Here is a 19,912-nt window from a genome sequence, read left to right on the forward strand (position 1 = left end):
TAACCGCCCTGTGACCCGGTGAAGTTGAGGAGGAACCATGTCCCGTGCCGTCCCGCGTCTGCCCGCGGCCCTGCGCGCTCCCGGCAAGCGGGAGCGGACAGAGCCCGATCGTGCCACCCCGCGGCTGCCCGCGGCCCGGCGGCCCGAGGAACCGGCCGGCGAGCCGGTCGAGCGGCACGCGCTCCCCCTGCCCGTCCGGCTGCTGGCGATGCTGGCCGCCTTCGCGTGCATGGTGGCGTTCGCCGTGGTGCTGGCCCGCCTCACGCTCCAGCCGTCCCCCGCCTCGGTGTCGCTGACGCACAGCAACCTGCACCCCGGCCGCTCCCTCAACGCCTACGTGCAGCACGGGCAGTTCCGGGAGACGGTGAAGCAGATCGGCGGGAACGTGCTGCTGGGCGTGCCGTTCGGGGTGCTGGTGCCGGTGCTGGCCCCGCGGGCCCGGGGCGCGGGGCGGGTGCTGGCGCTGACGGCGCTGGTGATGCTGATGGTGGAGCTGGCACAGGGCGCGCTGATCACCGGGCGGGCCTTCGACATCGACGACGTCATCCTCAACACGGCGGGCGCGCTGCTGGGTTGGCTGCTGCTGGGGCGGCGGCTCGGGCGCGGGGTGCACCGCCGGGTGCGGCGGGCGCCCGCCGAGTGACCGTCCGGGCCCGGCGCGTGCCAGGCCCCGACGACCCCCTTGTGCCACTCCTTGCGTCAAGGGGCATCACTCTCCCCGCGGCTCGGCCGTCCGGCTCCGTGCCCGCACCTGCGGCGCCCTCCGGAAGCGGACGGTGCACCGAGCGGCCCGCTCAGTGCACCGTCCAGGTGTATTTGTCCCCGCCCACGAAGCGGACCACGTCCGGGTCGTCGAGGTCGTGGATGGTGATGCCGTGGGAGGCGGCCGTCTCCAGCACATCCGTGACGGTCCTGGCCTCGGCGACCACCTCGCCGTCGATCTCCATGATCCGGAAGGGCGGCTCGCCGTGCCTGCCCGGGCACACGCCCAGGACCATGACCCGCGGCCGGGAGATGTGGGGAGCTGCTTGTTCGGTCATGCAATCGAGGGTAGAACGCAACCCGCGCGGACGGGTCACCCGGCGGAGCCGTCCAGCAGGCCGAGGACCGCGGCCTCCACGGCGCCCTGCGTGGCGGGCCGCCCGAAGTCCCCGTGTTCGCCCAGCCGGGTGAGCGCGGGCGCGATGGTCTCCCCCTGCTCGAACAGTTCGAACACCCGGGGGTCGATGTACGAGGCCCGGCACACCGCGGGCGTGTTGCCCAGGTAGTGGCTGACCTCGCGGACCGCGCGGGCGGTCTGCCGGTGCCGGGCCGCGTCGGTGGTCCGGGCGCCGCGCGCGGTCACGGCGACCGCCACGGCGGCCAGCACCGTGGCGTGCCAGGTCCGGAAGTCCTTGGCGGTGACGTCGGTGCCGGACAGCCGGCGCAGTGCCTCGTTGAGGTCGTCGCCGTGCAGGTCGTGCCAGGCCCCGTGCTCGTGGAAGGCGAGGAAGCGCTCGCCGCCGCGCGGGCGGCGCAGCAGCGCGTGGCTGACCGTGCGCACCTGGTCGTCGACGAGCGCGCGCACCATCTCGACGCCGCCCTTGGCGGGGAAGCTGAACGTGATCTCGGCGCGGCCGCACCGGACGTGCTCGCGGAGCATGGTCGTCAGGCCGTAGGTCTCGCTGTTGCGGGTGTGCCGGTCGCTGCCGATACGGAAGAAGCCGAGGTCGAGCAGGCGGACCGCGCAGGCGGTGACCCGGTCCCGGCTGAGCCCGCGCCCCGCCAGGTCGCGGGCAACCTGCGCGCGCAGCTCGGGCAGGGACCGCGCGATCTGCCGCACGTGTGCGTGCTTGGCCCTGTCCTGCTCGGCCCGGAACCGCTCGTGGTAGAGGTACTGGCGGCGCCCGGCGGCGTCGGTGCCGACGGCCTGGAGGTGCCCGTCGGGCCGGCGGCAGATCCACACGTCGCGCCAGGCGGGCGGGATGGCCAGGGCGCGGATCCGGGCGAGCTGACCGGGGTCGGTGAGCCGCTCGCCGCCGGGCCCGGTGTAGCGGAAGCCCCGGCCGCAGCGCACGCGCCGGAAGCCGGGTTCGTCGCGGGAGCTGGTACGCAGTCGCACGGCGGCCTTCAGGGACGGCGCCAGTCGTCGGCGGTCAGGTGGGAGCCGGCCTGCGGTCCCATGCGCAGCATGCCGCCGTCGACGCTCCAGGAGGCGCCGGTGACGTACGAGGCGTCCGGGCTCGCCAGGAAGGCGATCACCGCGGCGACCTCGCGGGCGTCGCCGGGCCGTCCGAGCGGTACGCCGGGGCGGTGCTCGGTGTGCACATCGGTGTCCTCCTGGCCGGTCATCGGGGTGGCGATCTCGCCCGGCGCGACCGCGTTCACCGTGATGCCGTACTCGGCCAGCTCCAGGGCCATCACCTGGGTGAGCAGCCCGAGTCCGCCCTTGGCCGCGCAGTACGGGGCGGCGCCGACCCGGGGCTGGTGCTCGTGCACGGAGGTGACGTTGACGATCCGGCCGCCGTCGCCCTGGCGGATCATGCGCCGCGCCGCGCGCTGCCCGAGCAGGAAGGGGCCGACGAGGTCGACGTCGAGGACCCGGCGCACGTCCGCCAGCGCGAGGTCGAGGTAGGGGGTCATCGTGCCCGTACCGGCGTTGTTGACCAGGACGTCGATCCGGCCCAGCTCCTCGCAGAGGTCGTCCACGGTGTCGGCGGCCTCCGGCAGGCGGGTGAGGTCGAGCCGCGCCACGGCGGCCGCGCGGCCCGCGCCGCGGACCTCCCGCGCCGTCTCCTCGGCGCCCTCCTCGTCCTCGTGCCAGGTGATGCCGACGTCCAGGCCCGCCCGCGCCAGCCGGACCGCGGTGGCGCGTCCGATGCCGGAGTCGGCGCCGGTGACGATCGCTGCGCCCGCCATGTCCGGCTCCTCTCGTGTGTGTGCGCGTCGCAGTACCCGGGAGCGGGTGGGGCAAACGGGTCCGGCCACGCGGCTCCGGCGCCCCTCGCGGGGCGAACGGTGTGAACCTTGTCCCATGGAACCCGTCGCCGCCCTGGAGCGGATCGCCTTCCTGCTGGAGCGGTCGCTGGCGCCCACCTACCGGGTGCGGGCCTTCCGGACCGCCGCCCGGGTGCTCGCCGGGCTGCCCGCGGACGAGGTCGCCGGGCGGGCCGCGGCGGGGACGCTGGAGTCGCTGAAGGGGATCGGGCCCAGGACCGCGCAGGTGGTGTCGGAGGCGCTGGCCGGTGAGGTGCCCGGCTACCTGCGCCGGCTGGAGGCGGAGTCCGGCGCGCCGGCCGGCGCGGACGCGCCCGGCGCGTCCCTGCGGGCGCTGATCCGCGGGGACTGCCACACGCACTCGGACTGGTCCGACGGCGGCAGCCCGATCGAGGAGATGGGCCGGGCGGCGGCCGGGCTGGGGCACGAGTGGACCGTTCTCACCGACCACTCGCCGCGGCTGACCGTGGCCCGCGGGCTGTCGGCCGAGCGGCTGCGCGAGCAACTGGAGGTGGTGGCGGAGCTGAACCGGCGGTGGGCGCCCTTCCGGCTGCTCACCGGCATCGAGTGCGACATCCTCGACGACGGCTCGCTGGACCAGGAACCGGAGCTGCTGGAACGACTGGACGTGGTCGTGGTGTCGGTGCACTCCAAGCTGCGGATGGACGCCCGGGCGATGACCCGCCGGCTGGTGACCGCGGTGCGCGATCCGCACGCGGACGTCCTCGGGCACTGCACCGGGCGCCTGGTGACGGGCCGCGGGCGGCCGGAGTCGCGGTTCGACGCGGAGGAGGTGTTCGCCGCGTGCGCCGAGGCGGGGACGGCCGTCGAGATCAACAGCCGTCCGGAGCGGCTGGACCCGCCGCGGCGGCTGCTGCGCCGGGCGGTCGCGGCGGGGACGCTCTTCGCGGTCGACACCGACGCGCACGCGCCCGGCCAGCTCGACTGGCAGCTCCCGGGCTGCGCGCGGGCCGAGGAGTGCGGGGTGCCGCCCGAGCGGGTGGTGACCACCTGGTCGGCCGGGGAACTGCTCGGCTGGACCCGCGAGGGCCGGCTGCCGGCGCGCGCGGTGGGTTCCCGGAGCGCCCGGCGTGGTACCCGGTGACGAGCCGACGCCAGAAAGGACCCCCATGCAGCGAGCCGCCGTCTTCGACGTCGACGGAACCCTCGTCGACACCAACCACCTGCACGTCGTCACCTGGTGGGAGGCGCTCCGCCAGGCCGGGCACGACGTGCCCATGCACGCCGTGCACCGGGCCATCGGCCTCGGCTCCACGGACCTGATCGCCCACCTGCTCGGCGACGACCGCGACCGGGACCGGGACGGCGAACTCAGCGCGGCGCACAAGGCGCTCTACGGCCAGTACTTCGACCGGCTGCCCGCCCTGCCGGGCGCCGGGGAGCTGCTGCGGCGGCTGCACGGGGACGGCTGGACGGTGGTCCTCGCCACGTCGGCGAGCGGCTCCGAACTGGGCGCCCTGCGCCGGGCGATCGACGCGGACGACGCCATCACGGACACCGCGAGCGCCGACGACGTGCGGGAGGGCAAGCCCGCCCCGGAGCCCGTGGAGCACGCGCTGGAGCTGGCCGGGGTCCCCGCCTCCCGGGCGGTGTTCGTCGGGGACACCGTGTGGGACATGCGGGCGGGCAGCAAGGCGGGGGTGCGCTGCGTGGGCGTGCTGTGCGGCGGGATCCCCCGGGCCGACCTGGAGGAGGCGGGTGCCGGGGCGGTGTACGCCGACCCCGCCGACCTGCTGTCCCGGCTGGCCGGGAGCCCGCTGGCCTGACCCGCCGCCCGGTGACGCAGGTCACGGGAGGGGCCGGAACACCGGGAGGTGGTTGCCCGTTGAACCGATCGTGGGTGCGGAGGGGACAGTGTCCCCGGGCCTCACCTTCCGCCCACAGGGACGATCGTCCGGCTGAAGCCCTGTGGAGCCCCTCGCCGCGAGGCGACCGCCCTGCGCGCCCACCACCCGACCGCCCCGGTCGTGATTCCCCCGTCACGGCCGGGGCTCTCCATGCCCCGCACGCCCATGTCCCCGGGTGCCCGCCTCCCGCGGTGCTCGCGCCCCGGGTGCGGCCGGCGCCGCGTGTGCGGGTCCGGCGCCCGGGTACCCGGCCGCTCGTCGCAGCCTCCGCCGCGCCGACGAGAGGAGCCGAAGGTGAGCAGCTCAGCAGGGACCAGGGTCGTCGTGACAGGCGCCACCGGCAATGTCGGGACGAGTGTGGTGCGCCTGCTCTCGGAGGACCCCGACGTGAAGTCGGTGCGGGGGCTGGCCCGGCGGATCCCCGGGTGGTCGCCCGAGAAGACCGAGTGGGCCGCCGTCGACATCGCCTCGGACCAGGCGAACCTCGCCGAGCAGTTCGAGGGCGCCGACGCCGTGATCAACCTGGCCTGGGCCTTCCAGCCGACGCACGATCCGGCCACCACCTGGCGGACCAACGTGCTCGGCGGCATCCGGGTCTTCGAGGGGGTCGCCGCGGCCCGGGTGCCGGTGCTGGTGCACGCCTCCTCCGTGGGGGCGTACTCGCCGGGGCCCAAGGACCACCCGGTGGACGAGTCCTGGCCGACGCACGGCTGGCCGGACGCCGCGTACTGCCGTGAGAAGGCCTACCTGGAGCGCACTCTCGACGTGTTCGAGCGCGACCACCCCGAGGTGCGGGTGGTCCGGATGCGCCCGGCGTTCCTGTTCAAGTGGCAGTCGGCGAGCGAGCAGCGGCGCATCTTCGGCGGGCGCTTCCTGCCCGGGCCGCTGGCCCGGCCGGACCTGCTGCCGTTCCTGCCGGACGTCCCGGGACTCAAGGTGCAGGCCCTGCACACCGACGACGCCGCCGAGGCCTACCGGCTCGCGGTGCACTCGGAGACCGCCCGGGGCGCCTACAACCTGGCCGCCGATCCCCCGCTGGACGCCGGTGTGCTCGCCGAGCTGCTCGGCTCCCGGGCGGTGCGGCTGCCGCGTACGGCGGCCCGCTCGGCGATCGCCGCCGCCTGGGGGCTGCACCTGCTGCCGGCCTCCCCGCATCTGTTCGACGCCGTGCTGCGGCTGCCGATGATGGACTGCGCCCGGGCCCGCACCGAACTGGGCTGGCGGCCCCGGCGGACGTCGACCGAGGTGCTCAAGGAGTTCCTGGACGGCCTGCGGCAGGGCGGCGGGATGGACACCGAGCCGATGCGCGGGCGCAAGGTCGGCTGAGCCGGCCGCGGCGCCGGCGCCGCGGCCTACGAGGAGACGAGGGACGGAGGACGGCATGACGGGCAGCAGCGGTTCCGGAGCCGGGGGACGGCCGGTCCCCCGGGACCTGCCGGACCAGCAGGCCGACACCGGCGAGGACCCCTGGGACGTCGCGGCGGGACACCCCGGCCACGGCGGGGCCGAGGAGCAGGACGGACCGGACGCGCCCGGCACGGACGAGGCGGGCAGCGGCCCCCGGGGCGCGCCGCAGTCCGGCACGGTGCACCCCGAGCACCCCGACGCCGAGGAGCCCTCGGACTGAGGCCGCCGCCCCCGGGGCCCCGGGGGCGGACCGGTGGTCCTGGGCCGGGTCGGTGCGGGGCGCGCTGCCGCAGGGCGGCACGCCGGGCGGGCAGCCGGTCCTCGGCGACCGGTCCGGGGCGACGGCCGCCCGCGGAGAACCCGGCCGGCGGCAGGACGGCGGCGCCGACCGTGACCGCGTCCGGGCCGAGCCGGCCGAGGCCGATGGTCACCCTGTCGGCCGGGGGGCGCAGCGCGTACGTCGCCGCGTGCCGGCGGACGCCGGGCGGGAAGCGCGTGCCGAGCCGGAGCCCGGCCCGGCCGCCGGTGAGGACCCGCTCGGGCTGGAAGAGGTGGATCAGGTCCGACAGGCCGGCGCCCGGGTATGCGGCGGTCTCCTCCAGGACCGCCGGGGCGGCCCGGTCGGGCTCGGCGTCCCCGGGCGGGTAGGCGGCCGCCGGCATCGCGGTGAGCGCGGTCTCCCCGTCGGTGCCCTCCGGTGGCCCGCCGCCCTCCTCGCGCCGGCGGGCGAGCAGCGACTCCGCGCCCGCGTAGGCCTCCGGGCAGCCGGGGCGCCGCAGCGGCAGCGGCGACCGCGCACCCGCACCCGCACCCGCACCGTCAGGTGGCCTCATTCCACGGCCCGCCGTGTTCCGTCTCGGGGGTGACCAGGCAGGCGTCGGCGCCGAAGAGCACGACCACGGCGCTGCGGGCGCCGCACCACGTCCCCGCCTGGCCGAGCGTCTTGGCGGCGTTGTCGATGAGGCAGGGCACCGCGCCGGGAGCCCTGCGGCCGAGCGGAGCAGCCGCTCCAGCGGGACCGCGTCCCAGCCGATGTCTGCCCGTGGACGACGGCGCCCCGGTCCGGGGTGTGCTCCACGATGCCGGGCACGCCGACCCCGACACCGAGCAGCCGGCCGGGGTCGGTCCCCTCGGCGGTGAGAATCTCGGCCACGCCGTCCCGGAGGTGGCCGGCGATAACGTCGACGTCGTGGCCCTGCGGCGTCGGGGGGGCGCTCGGCGCACACGATCTCGGTCAGTGCGAGGTCGAACAGTTCGACGCGGTCGCGGGTCTCACCCACGTCGACGCCGATCATCCGGCCGCCGTGCGGGGCGATGCGCGGCAGAGTGCGCGGCCGGCCGCCGTCGGAGTCGACGCTGCCGGCCTCCTCCACCAGGCCGTCGGCGATCAGGTCCGCGACCACGTTGCCGACCGGGCCGGAGCCGAGTCCGGTGGCCGGGCCCGGTGCGAAACGGCTGAGCGGGCCGTCGAGATTCAGCCGCTGGAGGACCATCCCGGCACGGCGCGCGGAACGCCCGCGGGCGCCGGACGGACGGCGCCGGCCCCCCGGAAATTCGCTGGCCGCCCCCCGCCCGGCTACATACGATAGGCGCAACCCTAGGGGTCTTAGGCAATGGTCGGCCACGAGGCCGACGACGGAACCGACGAAGGGACTCCCCCATGATCGCGCTCACCGAGCAGGACATCCGCGCCTCGTTCGTCAACTGCTCCAAGGGCGAGGCCAAACGGCTGCCCGTCCCGCGCGACCTCGACGAACGCCCCTGGGACGACCTGGACTTCCTCGGCTGGCGCGACCTGGGCGCCCCCGACCGGAGCTATCTGGTCACCGAGCGGGAGGGCCGGGCCGTCGGCGTCACCCTGCGCTTCCCGGCCTCGCAGCGCGGCTTCCTGCACCGCAGCATGTGCTCCCTCTGCCTGACCACGCACCGCGGCGGCGGGGTGTCGCTGATGACCGCACGCAAGGCGGGCACGGCGGGCCGCGAGGGCAACTCGGTCGGTCTGTACATGTGCACGGACCTGGCCTGCTCCCTGTACCTGCGCGGCAAGAAGGTGCCGGCCTCCGGCGCCCGCTTCGAGGAGAGCCTCACCCTGGAGGAGCAGATCGCACGGGCCGGGAACAACCTCTCCGCCTTCCTCGACAAGCTGTACGTGTGACTCCCGCCGTACGCACCGATCCCCCGGAAGTGGCCGGATTTCCGCCGCGCATCCGGGTCACCGCCGTGCCGTGAACCCCCGAGGCCGAGGAGGGGGACCTCGGCCACCTGGCCTTACGTGAACATGTGCGGTCGGCAACAGACCGCGGACGGCCACGTTCGAGGTACCCGGGGAACGGGAACAGGCCACACGATGTTCGACGTACGAGAGTGGACCTCGGGCCTGCTGCGCCTGCTGAAGCGACGCCGGGAGCCGGTGGTCGTCCAGACGCTGCGCTCGACCGCGGCCGCGACGGTCGCCTACGTGATCGCGCTCCGGCTGAGTCCCGAGCCGGCCCCGCTGACCGCGCCGCTGACGGCGCTGCTGGTCGTGCAGGTGACCTTCTTCGCCACGCTCACCAACGGCATCCGCCGGGTGAACTCGGTGGTCGCCGGCGTGCTCGTGGCCATCGCCTTCAGTGTGCTGGTGGGCCTGACCTGGTGGAGCCTCGCGCTGCTGATCGTCGCGTCCCTGGCCGTGGGCCACCTGGTGCGCGTCGACGAGTACGTGGCCGAGGTGGCGATCAGCGCGATGCTGGTGCTCGGGGTCACCGCGCACGGGTTCACCGCGTGGGCGCGCATCGTGGAGACGCTGATCGGCGCGGTCGTCGGCACCGCCTGCAACCTGCTGCTGCCCCCGCCCGTCTGGGTGGACAAGGCGGGCCAGTCCATCGAGGACCTGGCGCGGCGGGTGCGGCAGCTGATGCTGCGGATGGGTGAGGAGGCCGCGGGCCGGACCCCCTGGCAGCGGGCGGCCGAACGGCTGCACGAGGCCCGCCGGCTGGACCACGACATCGTGCGCGTGGACGCGGCACTGCGGCAGGCCGAGGACAGTCTGCGGCTCAATCCGAGGGTGCGGGAGGGACTGCTGCACCGGGTGGTGCTGCGGACCGGCCTGGACACCCTGGAGATCTGCACGGTGGTGCTGCGGGTGCTGGCCCGTTCGTTCACGGACCTGGCGAAGGCCCGGGATCCCGACGACCTGTTCCCGCCCCGGGTCGGGGCGACCGTGGAGCAGCTGCTGTCGGAGATCGCGGACGCGGTGGTCAGCTTCGCCGTGCTGGTGACCACGGATCTGAGCGAGAACGCCGAGTCGGCGGAGGCCCGGCTGTCGGCCGAGCTGCACACGGCGGCGGGCACCCGGGACCGGCTGGCCGAGCTGCTCCGGGAGGAGATCGCCGAGAACTGGGCGGACTGGCAGTTGCTGGGGGCCGTGCTGACCGAGACCACCCGGATCATCGACGAGCTGAACACCGAGCACCGCACCCGCCGCCTGCTGGAGGAACTGGACCGGGTCTCACGCGAGCAGCGGGCGAAGCTGCCCCGGATGGCCCGGCTGCGCGACCGGCTGGGCGTCCAGGAGGAGCTGTGGCGCAACCGCGCGGGGTTCGGTGAGCGCGACCGGTGAGGCGGACGTCGGCCCTCCGATCCGGCGTTGCGCTCTGCGCAACAGACGTTGCCCGTCTTGCCCTCGACGGCCGGGGCGGGCCAAGGTGTCTGTCACGAGCAGGGCGACCGACGACCTGGGGTGCGTATGGACACGGAGGCACGGACGGACGGCGGGGGCTCCGCCCCGCGGCGGGACGGGGGGCGGACCGGCGGCTGGACCAGGCGCCGGTTCGTCGGGGCGGCGGCCGGGACGGCGGCCGTCGTGGCGGTGCCGTCCCCGGCGGCCCCGGCCACCGGCGGCGGGAGCACGGCACGCGCCCCGGAGCCGGCCGCGCCGGCCCGCGGGCCGTCAGGACGGTCCGGACCCCGCCCGCTGTATCTCGGCACGTACACCTCCGCGCCGGGCGGCGGCACCGGGATCGGCCTGGCGTCGTACGACCCGGGGACGGGCCGGATCACCGGGGCGGGCACGCTCACCGGGGTGCCCGACCCCTCGTACCTCGCCGTGCACCCGGACGGCCGCACGCTGTACGCGGTGGACGAGCGGCAGGACGGCGCCGTGACGGCCGTGCGGCTGGCGGACCGGCGGATCCTCGGCACCCGGAGCACGGGCGGCGCGAGCCCCTGCCACCTCTCGGTGCACCCCGGCGGGCGCTGGCTGCTGAGCGCCGACTACGGCTCGGGCAGCGTGACGGTGCACCCCATCGACGCCTCGGGCGCCCTGGGCGAGCGGACCGACCGGGTCACGCACACCTCCCCGCCCCCCGGACCGGGTCAGTGGGGCCCGCACGCGCACCAGTTCCTCACCAGCCCGGACGGCGGGCACGTCCTCGCCGTGGACCTCGGCACCGACACCGTCTACACCTACCGCCTCGACGCGGCGAAGGGCACGCTGGCGGAGGTGGCGCGGGCGCGCACCCGGCCCGGCGCGGGGCCGCGCCACCTGACGTTCCACCCCGGCGGACGGTACGCGTACCTGGCCAACGAGGTGGACGACACCGTCGCCGTCTGCGCCTACGACCCGGCGACCGGCCGGCTGGACGTCGGCGGGCCGCAGCCGACGGGCTCGGGCGGCGGCACCAACTACCCGGCGCAGTTCCTGGTGACGGCGGACGGCCGGTACGCCTACCTGGCCAACCGGGGGCACAACAGCCTCGCCCGGTACGCCGTCGAGGCGGACGGGGCCCGGCTGCGGCTGCTCGGCACCGTCCCGGTGGGCGGGGACTTCCCGCGGCAGATCGCGTTCTCGCCCGACGGCCGGCTGCTGTTCGCGGCCAACCAGCGCTCGGGCACGGTCACCGTCTTCCAGGTCGACGCGGCGGACGGGCAGTTGCGGCCGGCCGGTGCGCCGTTCGCGTCACCCGTCGCCGTCTGCGCGCTGCCGCTGTAGCCCGCGGGGGCAGGCGGCGGCGCCGGCCCGCGCCAGGAGGGCGTGGACGCGCTCGGTGAGGCGGGCGACGTCGTCGGCGGGCGCGTGGAAGGGCAGCCGTACGTCGCCGTGGGCCCGGGTGCGTTCGATGCGCAGGGTCAGCCCGTGCCGGTCGACGGCGAGCGGCACCACCCGGGTCGCGGCGTGCAGGCTCTCGGGCCGCACCAGCCGGGTGAGCCGCTCGACGGCGTCGGGGTGGGCGTCGGCGAGGTGGGTGAGCAGCCGGGCCTCGGCGCCGGCGAGGGGGTCGGGCCGGGCCGCGGAGAAGTCGTCCGGGTCGACGACCACGGGACCGTCGGCCTGCCGGAGCACCACCCGGGTGGGCCGGAACAGCAGGCTGCCCCCGGCGGGGGTGAACCAGCCGGAGAGCAGGAGCCGGGCCCGGACGCGGTTGCGCACCGGCACCGGGGCCACGTCGGCGAACTCCAGCAGGGCGGAGGGTTCCCGGCGCGGCGCGCACCGGGCGGCGGCGAACAGAGCGCTGTCCCCGGGCACGGACAGGCGGACCGCGCCGTCCTCGGTCACGGTGTGCGCGCCGACGTACTCCTCGCGCACGCCGTCCGCGGTCACCGCGCACGACCACGCGACGGCCAGCACCGAGCGCGCCCGTTCCGCCGCGCCGGGGGCGGCCGTCCAGTCCCGAGTGTCACCCATCCCGAACCTCCTTAGGTAAGCCTTGCCTAACCTATAGGAGTCCGGCGCGCACGCCAACCACGCCGCCCCCGTGACCGGGGCGGAAGCGGGCCGGGGCCGGAGTCGGGACCGGGCTAGGAGAGGACGCCCAGCAGGGCGCGGGCGCACAGGTCGCGCACCTGCTCGCGGCCCGGCTCGCCCTCGCCGCGCAGCCACTCCAGGCAGACCGCGGTGGTGAAGGCGAGCCAGCCGCGCACCGCGAGCCGCACCCCGGCGGCGGCCGCGAAGCCCGCTCCGAACTCCGGATCGGCGGCGAGCGCGGCCAGGATCTGCTTCTCCTGGGCGGCCAGCGCCTCCCGGTACACCCGGCGCACGGTCCGGTCGCCGGCGGCGTCGGCGCGGTGGAAGGCGCGGAAGCCGTGGGCGTGCGCCTGGACGTAGCCGAGGTAGGTGTCGAGGCCGGCGGTGAGCTGCTCGCGCACCGGCACGCCGGGCTCGGCGGCCGTCATCCGGAGCATGCGCGCGCTCTCCCGCTCCACGACCGCGGCGAAGAAGTCCCGCTTGGTCGGGAAGTAGTGGTAGAGCAGTCCGCGCGAGACCTCCGCGAGCTCCGCGACCCGCTCGATCCGGACCTCGTCGTAGGGGCTCTCCGAGAACAGCCGCGCGCCGACCGACAGCAGTTGCTCACGCCGTTCCCCGGTGCTTAGTCGGCGCCGGGCGCGCTCCCCCTCGTTCGCGGACATGGCGTCACCTTACTTGACGCCGATTCAACAACGGGACCACACTGGGGCCCGCTATTGAACCCACGTACAACACGCGCGCGTCACAGTTCCAACCATCCGCTGGCACAAGGGAGATCGCGTCATGGCGGAGACGACGCAGACCACGGGGAGCGGGCTGCCGAAGGGCTTCCGGAGCGCCGAGCAGGGCTGGCCCGAGCTGCACCGCATCCCGCACCCCCGGCGCCGGCTGCCCCTCCTCGGCGATGTGCTCGGCGCCGACCGGCGGCGGCCGCTCCAGGACTCCATGCGCTTCGGGCGCGCACTGGGACCGATCTACCGGCGGCGGGTCTTCGGCAAGGAGTTCGTGTTCGTGTGGGGGGCCCGGCTGGTCGCCGACCTCGCCGACGAGTCCCGGTTCGCCAAGCACGTCGGGCTGGGCGTCGCCAACCTGCGGCCGGTGGCCGGGGACGGCCTGTTCACGGCCTACAACCACGAGCCGAACTGGCAGCTCGCGCACGACGTCCTGGCCCCCGGGTTCGGCCGGGAGGCCATGGCGGGCTACCACGGGATGATGCTGGCGGTCGCCGGCCGGCTGACCGACCACTGGGACCGGCGGCTCGCGGCCGGGCGGACGGTGGACGTCCCCGGCGACATGACCCGGCTGACCCTGGAGACGATCGCGCGCACCGGCTTCGGGCACGACTTCGCCTCCTTCGAGCGGGACCGGCCGCACCCCTTCGTCACGGCGATGGTCGGCACGCTCGGCTACGCGCAGCGGCTGAACAGCGTGCCCGCGCCGCTGGCCCCGCTGCTGCTGCGCGCCGCCGCCCGGCGCAACGCGGCCGACATGGCGTACCTCGACCGCACGGTCGACGCGCTGGTCGCCGACCGCCGCCGCTCCGGCGGCGGCGAGGGGGACCTGCTCGACCGCATGCTGGCCACCACGCACCCGGTGACCGGCGAGCGGCTCTCCCCCGAGAACGTCCGCAAGCAGGTGATCACCTTCCTGGTGGCGGGCCATGAGACCACCTCGGGGGCGCTCTCCTTCGCGCTCCACCACCTCGCCCGGCACCCGGAGATCGCCGCCCGGGCCCGCGCCGAGGTGGACCGCGTCTGGGGCGACACCCCGCTGCCCGGCTACGACCGGGTCGCCAAGCTGCGCTACGTCCGCCGGGTGCTGGACGAGTCGCTGCGGCTGTGGCCCACCGCGCCCGCCTTCGCCCGGGAGGCCCGGCAGGACACCGTCCTCGGCGGGGAGCACCCGATGCGCCGGGGCGCGTGGGCCCTGGTGCTGACCCCGCTCCTGCACCGCGAGCCGGAGGTGTGGGGCGAGGACGCCGAGCGGTTCGACCCGGACCGGTTCACCGCCGCGGCCGTGCGGGCCCGGCCGCCGCACACCTTCAAACCGTTCGGCACCGGCGCCCGCGCCTGCATCGGCCGCCAGTTCGCCCTGCACGAGGCGACCCTGGTCCTCGGGCTGCTGCTGCGGCGCTACGAGCTGCACCCCGAACCCGGCTACCGGCTGACCGTCACCGAGCGCCTGACACTCATGCCGGACGGCCTGCGGCTGCGGCTGGAACGGCGGCGGCCGGCCCCGCCGGGCGGCACCGGCGGACAACGCCCCGCAGCGGCACCCGAAGCGGACGGGAGCCCGGAGCCGCACGGCGCGCTGCTCGCGGCGGAGCGGCCGGCGTCAGCGGGCCGCTGTCCAGTGCGCGGGGCGGGTGACTGAGGCGGGCAGGCGCGTGCCGGCGCTCCCCCGGGCCGCGTTGAGCTGCGGCTGGGTGAGGAAGAGGGCGCCGGTGAGATCGGCGTCGGTCAGCTCGGTGTCCCGCAGGTCGGCGCCGATGAGGTCCGCGCCGCGCAGGTCGGCGCCGGTGAGGTCGGCGGCGATCAGGCAGGCCCCCCGCAGGCTGGCGCCGCGCAGGTCGGCGCCCCTGAGCCGGGCGCCGACGAGGTCCGCGCCCCGCCGGTCCTTGCCCTTCCCCTTGCCGCGGATCCCGGCCCGGGCCAGCTCGCTGGTGCGCAGCAGCAGCACGTTGACCTCCCGGCGGTGCGCGGCCACGTCCAGCGCGGCCAGTTCCCCGGGGGTCTGCCGCGTGAGGCGCTCGGTCTCCCGGAGCGCCTGCCGCAGCTCGGCGTGGACCGGCCGGGCGGCCGGCAGGCCCAGCGACTCCGTCAGGTAGTACAGCAGCTCGTGGAGCTGCCGGACGACCGGGAACACCTCGAACATCAGGCCGGCCCGTTCCTCGGGGCCGGTGCGCCAGTCCTGGCCGCCGAAGGTGACCTGGGAGACCTTCTGTCCGGCGCCGAAGCAGTCGTAGACCGTGCAGCCGGAGAAGCCCTTCTGCCGCAGTTGCGCGTGGATGCCGCAGCGGTGGTCGTCCCGGAGGTTCTGGCACGGCTTGCCCGCGGGCTTGTCCAGCGCGAAGTCGGCGGAGCGGGCGAACGGCAGGGCGACACAGCACAGCCCGAAGCACTGTGCGCAGTCACCGCGCAGCCCGGCGGGGTCGGTTATCTGGTCCGGCATGGGCGCCAGCCTACTGACCTGCTCGTTCAGCCGTCCGCCGGGGCGGGCCGCCGGCCGGCGGTCAGACCTCGTCGCGGGCGAGTGCCAGCAGCCGGTCCAGGACGCGCGGGGCGCCCGTGCGCAGGCCGTCGTGCTCGAACTCGTCGGTGACCCAGGTGCGCAGTCCGCGGACGGCGCGGGCGGTCTCCAGCGCGTGGGCGGTGTCGACGTACATGTCGTCGTGGTAGACGGCCGCGGCGACGGGGACCTCGTTGGCGGCGAGGCGGGCCGGGTCGTACAGCGGGCGCCAGTCGGTGCGGGCGGCGAGCAGTTCGGCCGTCTCGCGCAGGGGCCGCAGGGCCGGGTCGGTGTCGAACGTCCAGGGGTGGACGGTCTCGCCGGTGAACAGGACCGGGCCGTCGCCGGTGAGCGCCTCGGCCGCGTCGAACTGCGGGAACTCGGCGCGGACGCGTTCGGCGGCCCAGGCGGTGGGCCGCGCGTCCTGGCCGTAGATCGACTCGTGGACGAGGGCGTAGAGGGGGTGCGCGGCGTACGACAGCAGGGTCTGCGCCTGCTCCTGGAAGGCGTCGGACAGTTCGGGGCCGCCGGAGGTGCGGACGAAGGCGTCCTCCAGCAGGTGGTGCAGGCGGTGGCTGCCGTCGCTCGTGCCGAGCATCAGGCCCAGGGACTGGAACGCCTCCACGGTGAGCCGGTAGCCGTTGGGCAGCACCACATCGTGGCCGAGGAGGTGGTCGGCGATCCGGCGGGCCCGCTCGACGTCCTGCGGGTAGCGCGCGTAGTGCGCGGTGACCTTGCGCTCGATGCGCGGGTAGGCGGCGCGGTAGACGTCGTCGGCGTGGGCGCTCAGGGAGGGCAGGCCGCCGGTGACGATCGCGGTCTCGACGCCCTCCGGGGCGAGGGAGAGGTACGACACCGTGCAGAAACCGCCGAAGCTCTGACCGAGCACGGTCCACGGGGCGCCGCCGGTGAGCTGGGGGCGGATGGCCTCGCAGTCGCGGACGATCGAGTCGGCGCGGAAGTGGGTGAGGTAGTCGGCCTGGGCGGCCGGACCGCCGCGCAGCGGGAGCGTCTGCCGGGTGGCGGGGGTCGAGCGTCCGGTGCCGCGCTGGTCGAGCAGCAGGACGCGGTACTCCCGCAGGGCCCGGTCGAGCCACGCCTGCCGTCCGACGAAACGATTCGCCCCGAATCCCGGACCGCCCTGGAGGTACACCAGCCAGGGCAGGTCCTGCCCGGCCTTGTCGCTCGCCACCGCCTCGCGGGCGTACAGCCGGACGGTCTCGCCGTCCGGGTCGGCGTGGTCGAGGGGCACGGTGAAGTGCCGGTCGGTGAGGACGACGCCGGGCTGGCGGTAGCTGGAACTCAACGGATCTCCCCGGACGGAGGGCGCGGACGCGTCCCAGTTCAGCACACCGCCCGGGCCGGGCCGGGCCCCGGGATCACCGGCCCGCGCCGAACGGCCGGCCAGCACGCGGCCGGCCCGGAACGGCACGTCACCGGCGCCCCGGCGGTGCGCACGACAGCGGACCGCCTCCTTCGTCCCTGCCGCGCCCGGGTGTCCTCCGGTCGCGGTACGGCGGCCCGCCCCACGGCGGCGGGACGGGGGCACGGCTCGCCGCGCCGTGTGCCGTGCTTCCCGCCGGCCGGAACGCGCCGTCTACCCTGCACTCGTCCGACGACCGACGCCGAGGAGCCGCGATGCGTGTCGCCCTGTTCCTGACCTGTGTCAACGACACGCTGTATCCGGACACCGGCCGGGCCGTGGTGAAGCTGCTGACCAGGCTGGGCGTCGACGTCGACTTCCCCGAGGCCCAGACCTGCTGCGGACAGGCGCACTACAACACCGGCTACCGGCACGGGACCGAACCGCTGGCCCGGCACTTCTCCGCCGTCTTCGCCGGGTACGACGCGATCGTGACCCCCTCCGGGTCGTGCGGCGCGATGGTGCGGGAGCTGTATCCGCGCATGGGCGAGCGGGCCCGGGCCGAGGGGCGCGGGGACGCGCTGGCGCGGACGCTCGCACCGGTGGTGCCGAAGACGTACGAGCTGACGGAGTTCCTGGTGGACGTGCTCGGCGTGACGGACGTCGGCGCCTGGTACCCGCACCCGGTGACCTACCACCCGACCTGCCACGGGCTGCGTTCGCTGGGGCTCGGCGACCGGCCGCTGCGGCTGCTGCGGGCCGTCCGGGGCCTGGAGCTGGTCGAGCTGCCGGGCGCGGAGGAGTGCTGCGGCTTCGGCGGCACGTTCGCGGTGAAGAACCCCGACGTGTCGGCGGCGATGGGCGTGGACAAGGTGCGCAACGCGGAGTCGACGGGCGCGCGGGTGCTGTGCGCGGCCGACAACTCCTGCCTGATGCACCTCGGTGGGACGATGAGCCGGCTGCGGTCGCGGATGCGGCCGGTGCACATCGCGGAGATCCTGGCGAGCACGGAGGAGGAACCGGCGGTATGAGCGGAACGTTCGTCGGCATGCCGGCGTTCCCCGAGGCCGCGCGCGGCGCCGTCCACGACGCCACGCTGCGCGGCAACCTGCGGCACGCCACCCACACCATCCGGGCCAAACGGGCGCGGGCGGTGGGTGAGTTGTCCGACTGGGCGGAGCTGCGCGAGGCGGGCCGGCGGATCAAGGACCACACCCTGCGCCACCTCGACCGGTATCTGGAGCGGTTGGAGGAGTCGGTCACCGCGGCCGGCGGGACCGTGCACTGGGCGGCGGACGCCGATGAGGCCAACCGGATCGTCGCCGGACTGGTCCGCGCCACCGGCGAGTCGGAGGTCGTGAAGGTCAAGTCGATGGCCACGCAGGAGACCGGGCTCAACGAGGCGCTCGCGGCGGAGGGCATCCGCGCCTACGAGACGGACCTCGCCGAGCTGATCGTCCAGCTGGGCGAGGACCGCCCCTCGCACATCCTGGTCCCGGCCATCCACCGCAACCGGGGCGAGATCCGGGACATCTTCCGCACTCAGATGGGCAGATGGGGGCGCCCGGCCCCGGAGGGGCTGCGGGACACGCCGGGCGAACTCGCCGAGGCGGCCCGGCTGCACCTGCGGGAGAAGTTCCTGCGCGCCAAGGTCGGCGTCTCCGGCGCGAACTTCATGGTCGCGGAGACCGGCACCCTGGTCGTCGTGGAGTCCGAGGGCAACGGGCGGATGTGCCTGACCCTCCCGGAGACCCTGATCTCGGTCGTCGGCATCGAGAAGGTGGTGCCGACCTGGCGGGACCTGGAAGTCTTCCTGCAGACCCTGCCCCGCTCCTCCACGGCCGAGCGGATGAACCCGTACACCAGCATGTGGACCGGGACGACGGACGGGGACGGGCCGCGCGCCTTCCACCTGGTGCTCCTGGACAACGGCCGCACCGACGCGCTCGCCGACCGCGTCGGCCGCCAGGCGCTGCGCTGCATCCGCTGCTCGGCCTGCCTGAACGTGTGCCCGGTGTACGAGCGGGCGGGCGGGCACGCGTACGGCTCGGTGTACCCGGGCCCGATCGGCGCCATCCTCAGTCCGCAACTGCGGGGCACGGCCGGCGCGATCGACGCGTCCCTGCCGTACGCGTCGAGCCTGTGCGGGGCCTGCTACGAGGTGTGCCCGGTCGCCATCGACATCCCCGAGGTGCTCGTGCACCTGCGGGAACGGGTGGTCGAGGGAGGCCCGGCGGTGCGGCGGGGCAACAAGGTGGTGCTCCGGCCGGCGAAGGGGCACGCGGCCGAGCGGGCGGCGATGCGGGCGGCCCGCTGGGCGTTCGCCCACCCCGGCGCCCTGCGCGCGGGCCAGCGGCTGGCCTCCCGGACGCGCCGACTGCACCCGCGGACCCTGCCCGGCCCGGGCAGGGCGTGGAGCGACTCCCGGGACCTGCCCGCGGTGCCGCCGGAGCCCTTCCGGGACTGGTGGCGGCGGACGCGGGGCACAGAGGGCGGTGCCGAGTGAGCAGCAGGGAACGGATCCTGGGCCGGGTGCGGCGGGCGCTCGCCGACGTCACTCCGGACGAGCGGCCGTACGAGGAGGCCGTGGGCCGGGACTACGCGCGCGAGCACGGGCGGCGGAGCACCGCGCGGACGGTGGAACTCCTGGCGGAGAACCTCGCGGACTACCGGGCGGTCGTGCACCGGTGCGCCCCGCCGGAACTGCCGGACCTCGTCGTGCGGCTGCTGGCCCGGCGCGGCTCCCGGGAGGTCCTGGTGCCGCCCGGGCTGCCGCCCGAGTGGCTGGCCGCCGCCGACGCGGTCCTGGTCCCCGACCGGGAGGCGGACACCGCGGCGCGGCTGGACCGGGTGGACAGCGTGGTGACGGGCTGCGCCGTGGCGATCGCCGAGACCGGCACGATCGTCCTGGACGGCTCGCCGGACCAGGGCCGGCGCCGCGTCTCGCTCGTCCCGGACCACCACATCTGCGTCGTCCGCGTCCCGGACCAGGTCGTCTCCTCCGTGCCCCGGGCCCTCGAACGCCTCGCTCCCGACCGCCCCCTGACCTGGATCTCGGGCCCGTCGGCCACCAGCGACATCGAGCTGGAGCGGGTGGAGGGCGTGCACGGCCCGCGCACGCTGGAGGTGATCCTGCTGGGCTGACCGGCGCCAGGCCCCGGCCCGCCGTACACCTGCGCGGTGGGCCCGGGCCGCCGTACGCCGTCCGGGACGCACCGGTTGGGGAGCCTCGGTGCCGGGCCGGGGGGGACGCCGAAAACCGTGGCGACGGCGCTGAACAAGCGCTTGGATAGGGCTCCGGACCCACCGGTCCGCGTGCCACGATCCCGACCCGCCGGAGGCCCC

The 19,912-nt window shown here is 75.6% G+C and carries 19 protein-coding genes and 1 pseudogene; 12 read left to right on the forward strand and 8 right to left on the reverse strand.

Translation table 11 applies throughout. From position 1 onward, the window contains the following. Nucleotides 1-37 precede the first annotated feature (37 nt). The gene (locus tag ACZ4K2_RS01130; RefSeq protein ID WP_467472729.1) at nucleotides 38-643 is read left to right on the forward strand and encodes a VanZ family protein; all 606 of its coding nucleotides are present in this window, start codon (nucleotides 38-40) and stop codon (nucleotides 641-643) included. A gap of 151 nt (nucleotides 644-794) precedes the next feature. On the opposite strand, the gene ACZ4K2_RS01135 is transcribed toward ACZ4K2_RS01130, so the two are convergent. From ACZ4K2_RS01135 to ACZ4K2_RS01145, 3 genes are read right to left on the reverse strand one after another with little or no spacing between them, the layout of a single operon-like run. Continuing rightward, the gene (locus ACZ4K2_RS01135) at nucleotides 795-1,040 is read right to left on the reverse strand and encodes a hypothetical protein (protein WP_467472727.1); all 246 of its coding nucleotides are present in this window, start codon (nucleotides 1,038-1,040) and stop codon (nucleotides 795-797) included. A 35-nt stretch (nucleotides 1,041-1,075) separates the two neighbouring features. Next, nucleotides 1,076-2,101 (reverse strand): DNA topoisomerase IB, encoded by a 1,026-nt coding sequence (locus ACZ4K2_RS01140; RefSeq protein ID WP_467472725.1) that lies wholly within the window; start codon nucleotides 2,099-2,101, stop codon nucleotides 1,076-1,078. Nucleotides 2,102-2,109: 8 nt separating this feature from the next. Beyond that, nucleotides 2,110-2,898 carry an SDR family oxidoreductase gene (locus ACZ4K2_RS01145; protein ID WP_467472723.1) on the reverse strand — a complete coding sequence of 263 codons (789 nt, stop codon included), beginning with the start codon at nucleotides 2,896-2,898 and terminating at the stop codon, nucleotides 2,110-2,112. A gap of 115 nt (nucleotides 2,899-3,013) precedes the next feature. On the opposite strand from ACZ4K2_RS01145, the gene ACZ4K2_RS01150 reads away from it, so the two are divergent. The 4 genes from ACZ4K2_RS01150 to ACZ4K2_RS01165 all read left to right on the forward strand — a co-directional run bounded on the left by ACZ4K2_RS01150 (nucleotide 3,014) and on the right by ACZ4K2_RS01165 (nucleotide 6,471). Then, nucleotides 3,014-4,081 (forward strand): PHP domain-containing protein, encoded by a 1,068-nt coding sequence (locus ACZ4K2_RS01150; RefSeq protein ID WP_467472722.1) that lies wholly within the window; start codon nucleotides 3,014-3,016, stop codon nucleotides 4,079-4,081. Nucleotides 4,082-4,106: 25 nt separating this feature from the next. After that, on the forward strand, nucleotides 4,107-4,763 hold the full coding sequence (locus tag ACZ4K2_RS01155; RefSeq protein ID WP_467472720.1) for an HAD family hydrolase: 657 nt from the start codon (nucleotides 4,107-4,109) through the stop codon (nucleotides 4,761-4,763). A 375-nt stretch (nucleotides 4,764-5,138) separates the two neighbouring features. Beyond that, nucleotides 5,139-6,170: an SDR family oxidoreductase gene (locus ACZ4K2_RS01160; RefSeq protein WP_467472719.1), complete on the forward strand. Its 1,032-nt coding sequence runs from the start codon at nucleotides 5,139-5,141 to the stop codon at nucleotides 6,168-6,170. Nucleotides 6,171-6,225: 55 nt separating this feature from the next. Next, on the forward strand, nucleotides 6,226-6,471 hold the full coding sequence (locus tag ACZ4K2_RS01165; RefSeq protein WP_467472830.1) for a hypothetical protein: 246 nt from the start codon (nucleotides 6,226-6,228) through the stop codon (nucleotides 6,469-6,471). Between the two features lie 52 nt (nucleotides 6,472-6,523). Here ACZ4K2_RS01165 and ACZ4K2_RS01170 read toward each other — a convergent pair. Beyond that, a pseudogene (locus tag ACZ4K2_RS01170) lies at nucleotides 6,524-7,744 on the reverse strand (ROK family protein); the annotation flags it as partial. Nucleotides 7,745-7,911: 167 nt separating this feature from the next. On the opposite strand from ACZ4K2_RS01170, the gene ACZ4K2_RS01175 reads away from it, so the two are divergent. The 3 genes from ACZ4K2_RS01175 to ACZ4K2_RS01185 all read left to right on the forward strand — a co-directional run bounded on the left by ACZ4K2_RS01175 (nucleotide 7,912) and on the right by ACZ4K2_RS01185 (nucleotide 11,223). Then, complete coding sequence (locus ACZ4K2_RS01175) at nucleotides 7,912-8,406, forward strand: FBP domain-containing protein (protein ID WP_467472717.1); 495 nt, start codon at nucleotides 7,912-7,914, stop codon at nucleotides 8,404-8,406. A 192-nt stretch (nucleotides 8,407-8,598) separates the two neighbouring features. Further along, a complete protein-coding gene (locus tag ACZ4K2_RS01180) occupies nucleotides 8,599-9,852 on the forward strand; it encodes an FUSC family protein (protein ID WP_467472716.1) in 1,254 nt (417 codons plus the stop codon). Between the two features lie 126 nt (nucleotides 9,853-9,978). Beyond that, on the forward strand, nucleotides 9,979-11,223 hold the full coding sequence (locus ACZ4K2_RS01185; RefSeq protein WP_467472715.1) for a lactonase family protein: 1,245 nt from the start codon (nucleotides 9,979-9,981) through the stop codon (nucleotides 11,221-11,223). Here ACZ4K2_RS01185 and ACZ4K2_RS01190 read toward each other — a convergent pair. Together ACZ4K2_RS01190 and ACZ4K2_RS01195 are read right to left on the reverse strand one after the other, a co-directional pair. Further along, a complete protein-coding gene (locus ACZ4K2_RS01190) occupies nucleotides 11,191-11,916 on the reverse strand; it encodes a DUF2470 domain-containing protein (protein ID WP_467472712.1) in 726 nt (241 codons plus the stop codon). The genes ACZ4K2_RS01185 and ACZ4K2_RS01190 overlap by 33 nt on opposite strands. A gap of 113 nt (nucleotides 11,917-12,029) precedes the next feature. Next, on the reverse strand, nucleotides 12,030-12,638 hold the full coding sequence (locus tag ACZ4K2_RS01195; protein ID WP_467472710.1) for a TetR/AcrR family transcriptional regulator: 609 nt from the start codon (nucleotides 12,636-12,638) through the stop codon (nucleotides 12,030-12,032). Between the two features lie 121 nt (nucleotides 12,639-12,759). Between ACZ4K2_RS01195 and ACZ4K2_RS01200 the strand changes: the two genes are divergently transcribed. Next, nucleotides 12,760-14,349 carry a cytochrome P450 gene (locus ACZ4K2_RS01200; protein ID WP_467472708.1) on the forward strand — a complete coding sequence of 530 codons (1,590 nt, stop codon included), beginning with the start codon at nucleotides 12,760-12,762 and terminating at the stop codon, nucleotides 14,347-14,349. On the opposite strand, the gene ACZ4K2_RS01205 is transcribed toward ACZ4K2_RS01200, so the two are convergent. After that, nucleotides 14,311-15,147, reverse strand: coding sequence for a pentapeptide repeat-containing protein (locus ACZ4K2_RS01205; protein ID WP_467472706.1), 837 nt, complete (start codon nucleotides 15,145-15,147; stop codon nucleotides 14,311-14,313). The two genes, ACZ4K2_RS01200 and ACZ4K2_RS01205, sit on opposite strands and share 39 nt — an antisense overlap. 61 nt (nucleotides 15,148-15,208) lie before the next feature. After that, a complete protein-coding gene (locus ACZ4K2_RS01210) occupies nucleotides 15,209-16,510 on the reverse strand; it encodes an alpha/beta fold hydrolase (RefSeq protein ID WP_467472704.1) in 1,302 nt (433 codons plus the stop codon). 332 nt (nucleotides 16,511-16,842) lie between these two features. Between ACZ4K2_RS01210 and ACZ4K2_RS01215 the strand changes: the two genes are divergently transcribed. From ACZ4K2_RS01215 to ACZ4K2_RS01225, 3 genes are read left to right on the forward strand one after another with little or no spacing between them, the layout of a single operon-like run. Further along, entirely contained in the window at nucleotides 16,843-17,598 is a 756-nt protein-coding gene (locus ACZ4K2_RS01215; RefSeq protein WP_467472702.1) for a (Fe-S)-binding protein, read from the forward strand. After that, entirely contained in the window at nucleotides 17,595-19,073 is a 1,479-nt protein-coding gene (locus ACZ4K2_RS01220; protein WP_467472700.1) for a lactate utilization protein B, read from the forward strand. The genes ACZ4K2_RS01215 and ACZ4K2_RS01220 overlap by 4 nt, the downstream gene beginning before the upstream one ends. Next, nucleotides 19,070-19,711: a LutC/YkgG family protein gene (locus tag ACZ4K2_RS01225; RefSeq protein ID WP_467472698.1), complete on the forward strand. Its 642-nt coding sequence runs from the start codon at nucleotides 19,070-19,072 to the stop codon at nucleotides 19,709-19,711. The genes ACZ4K2_RS01220 and ACZ4K2_RS01225 overlap by 4 nt, the downstream gene beginning before the upstream one ends. The last annotated feature ends 201 nt before the right edge of the window (nucleotides 19,712-19,912 follow it).

The organism is Streptomyces sp. NPDC025833 (assembly GCF_055558055.1).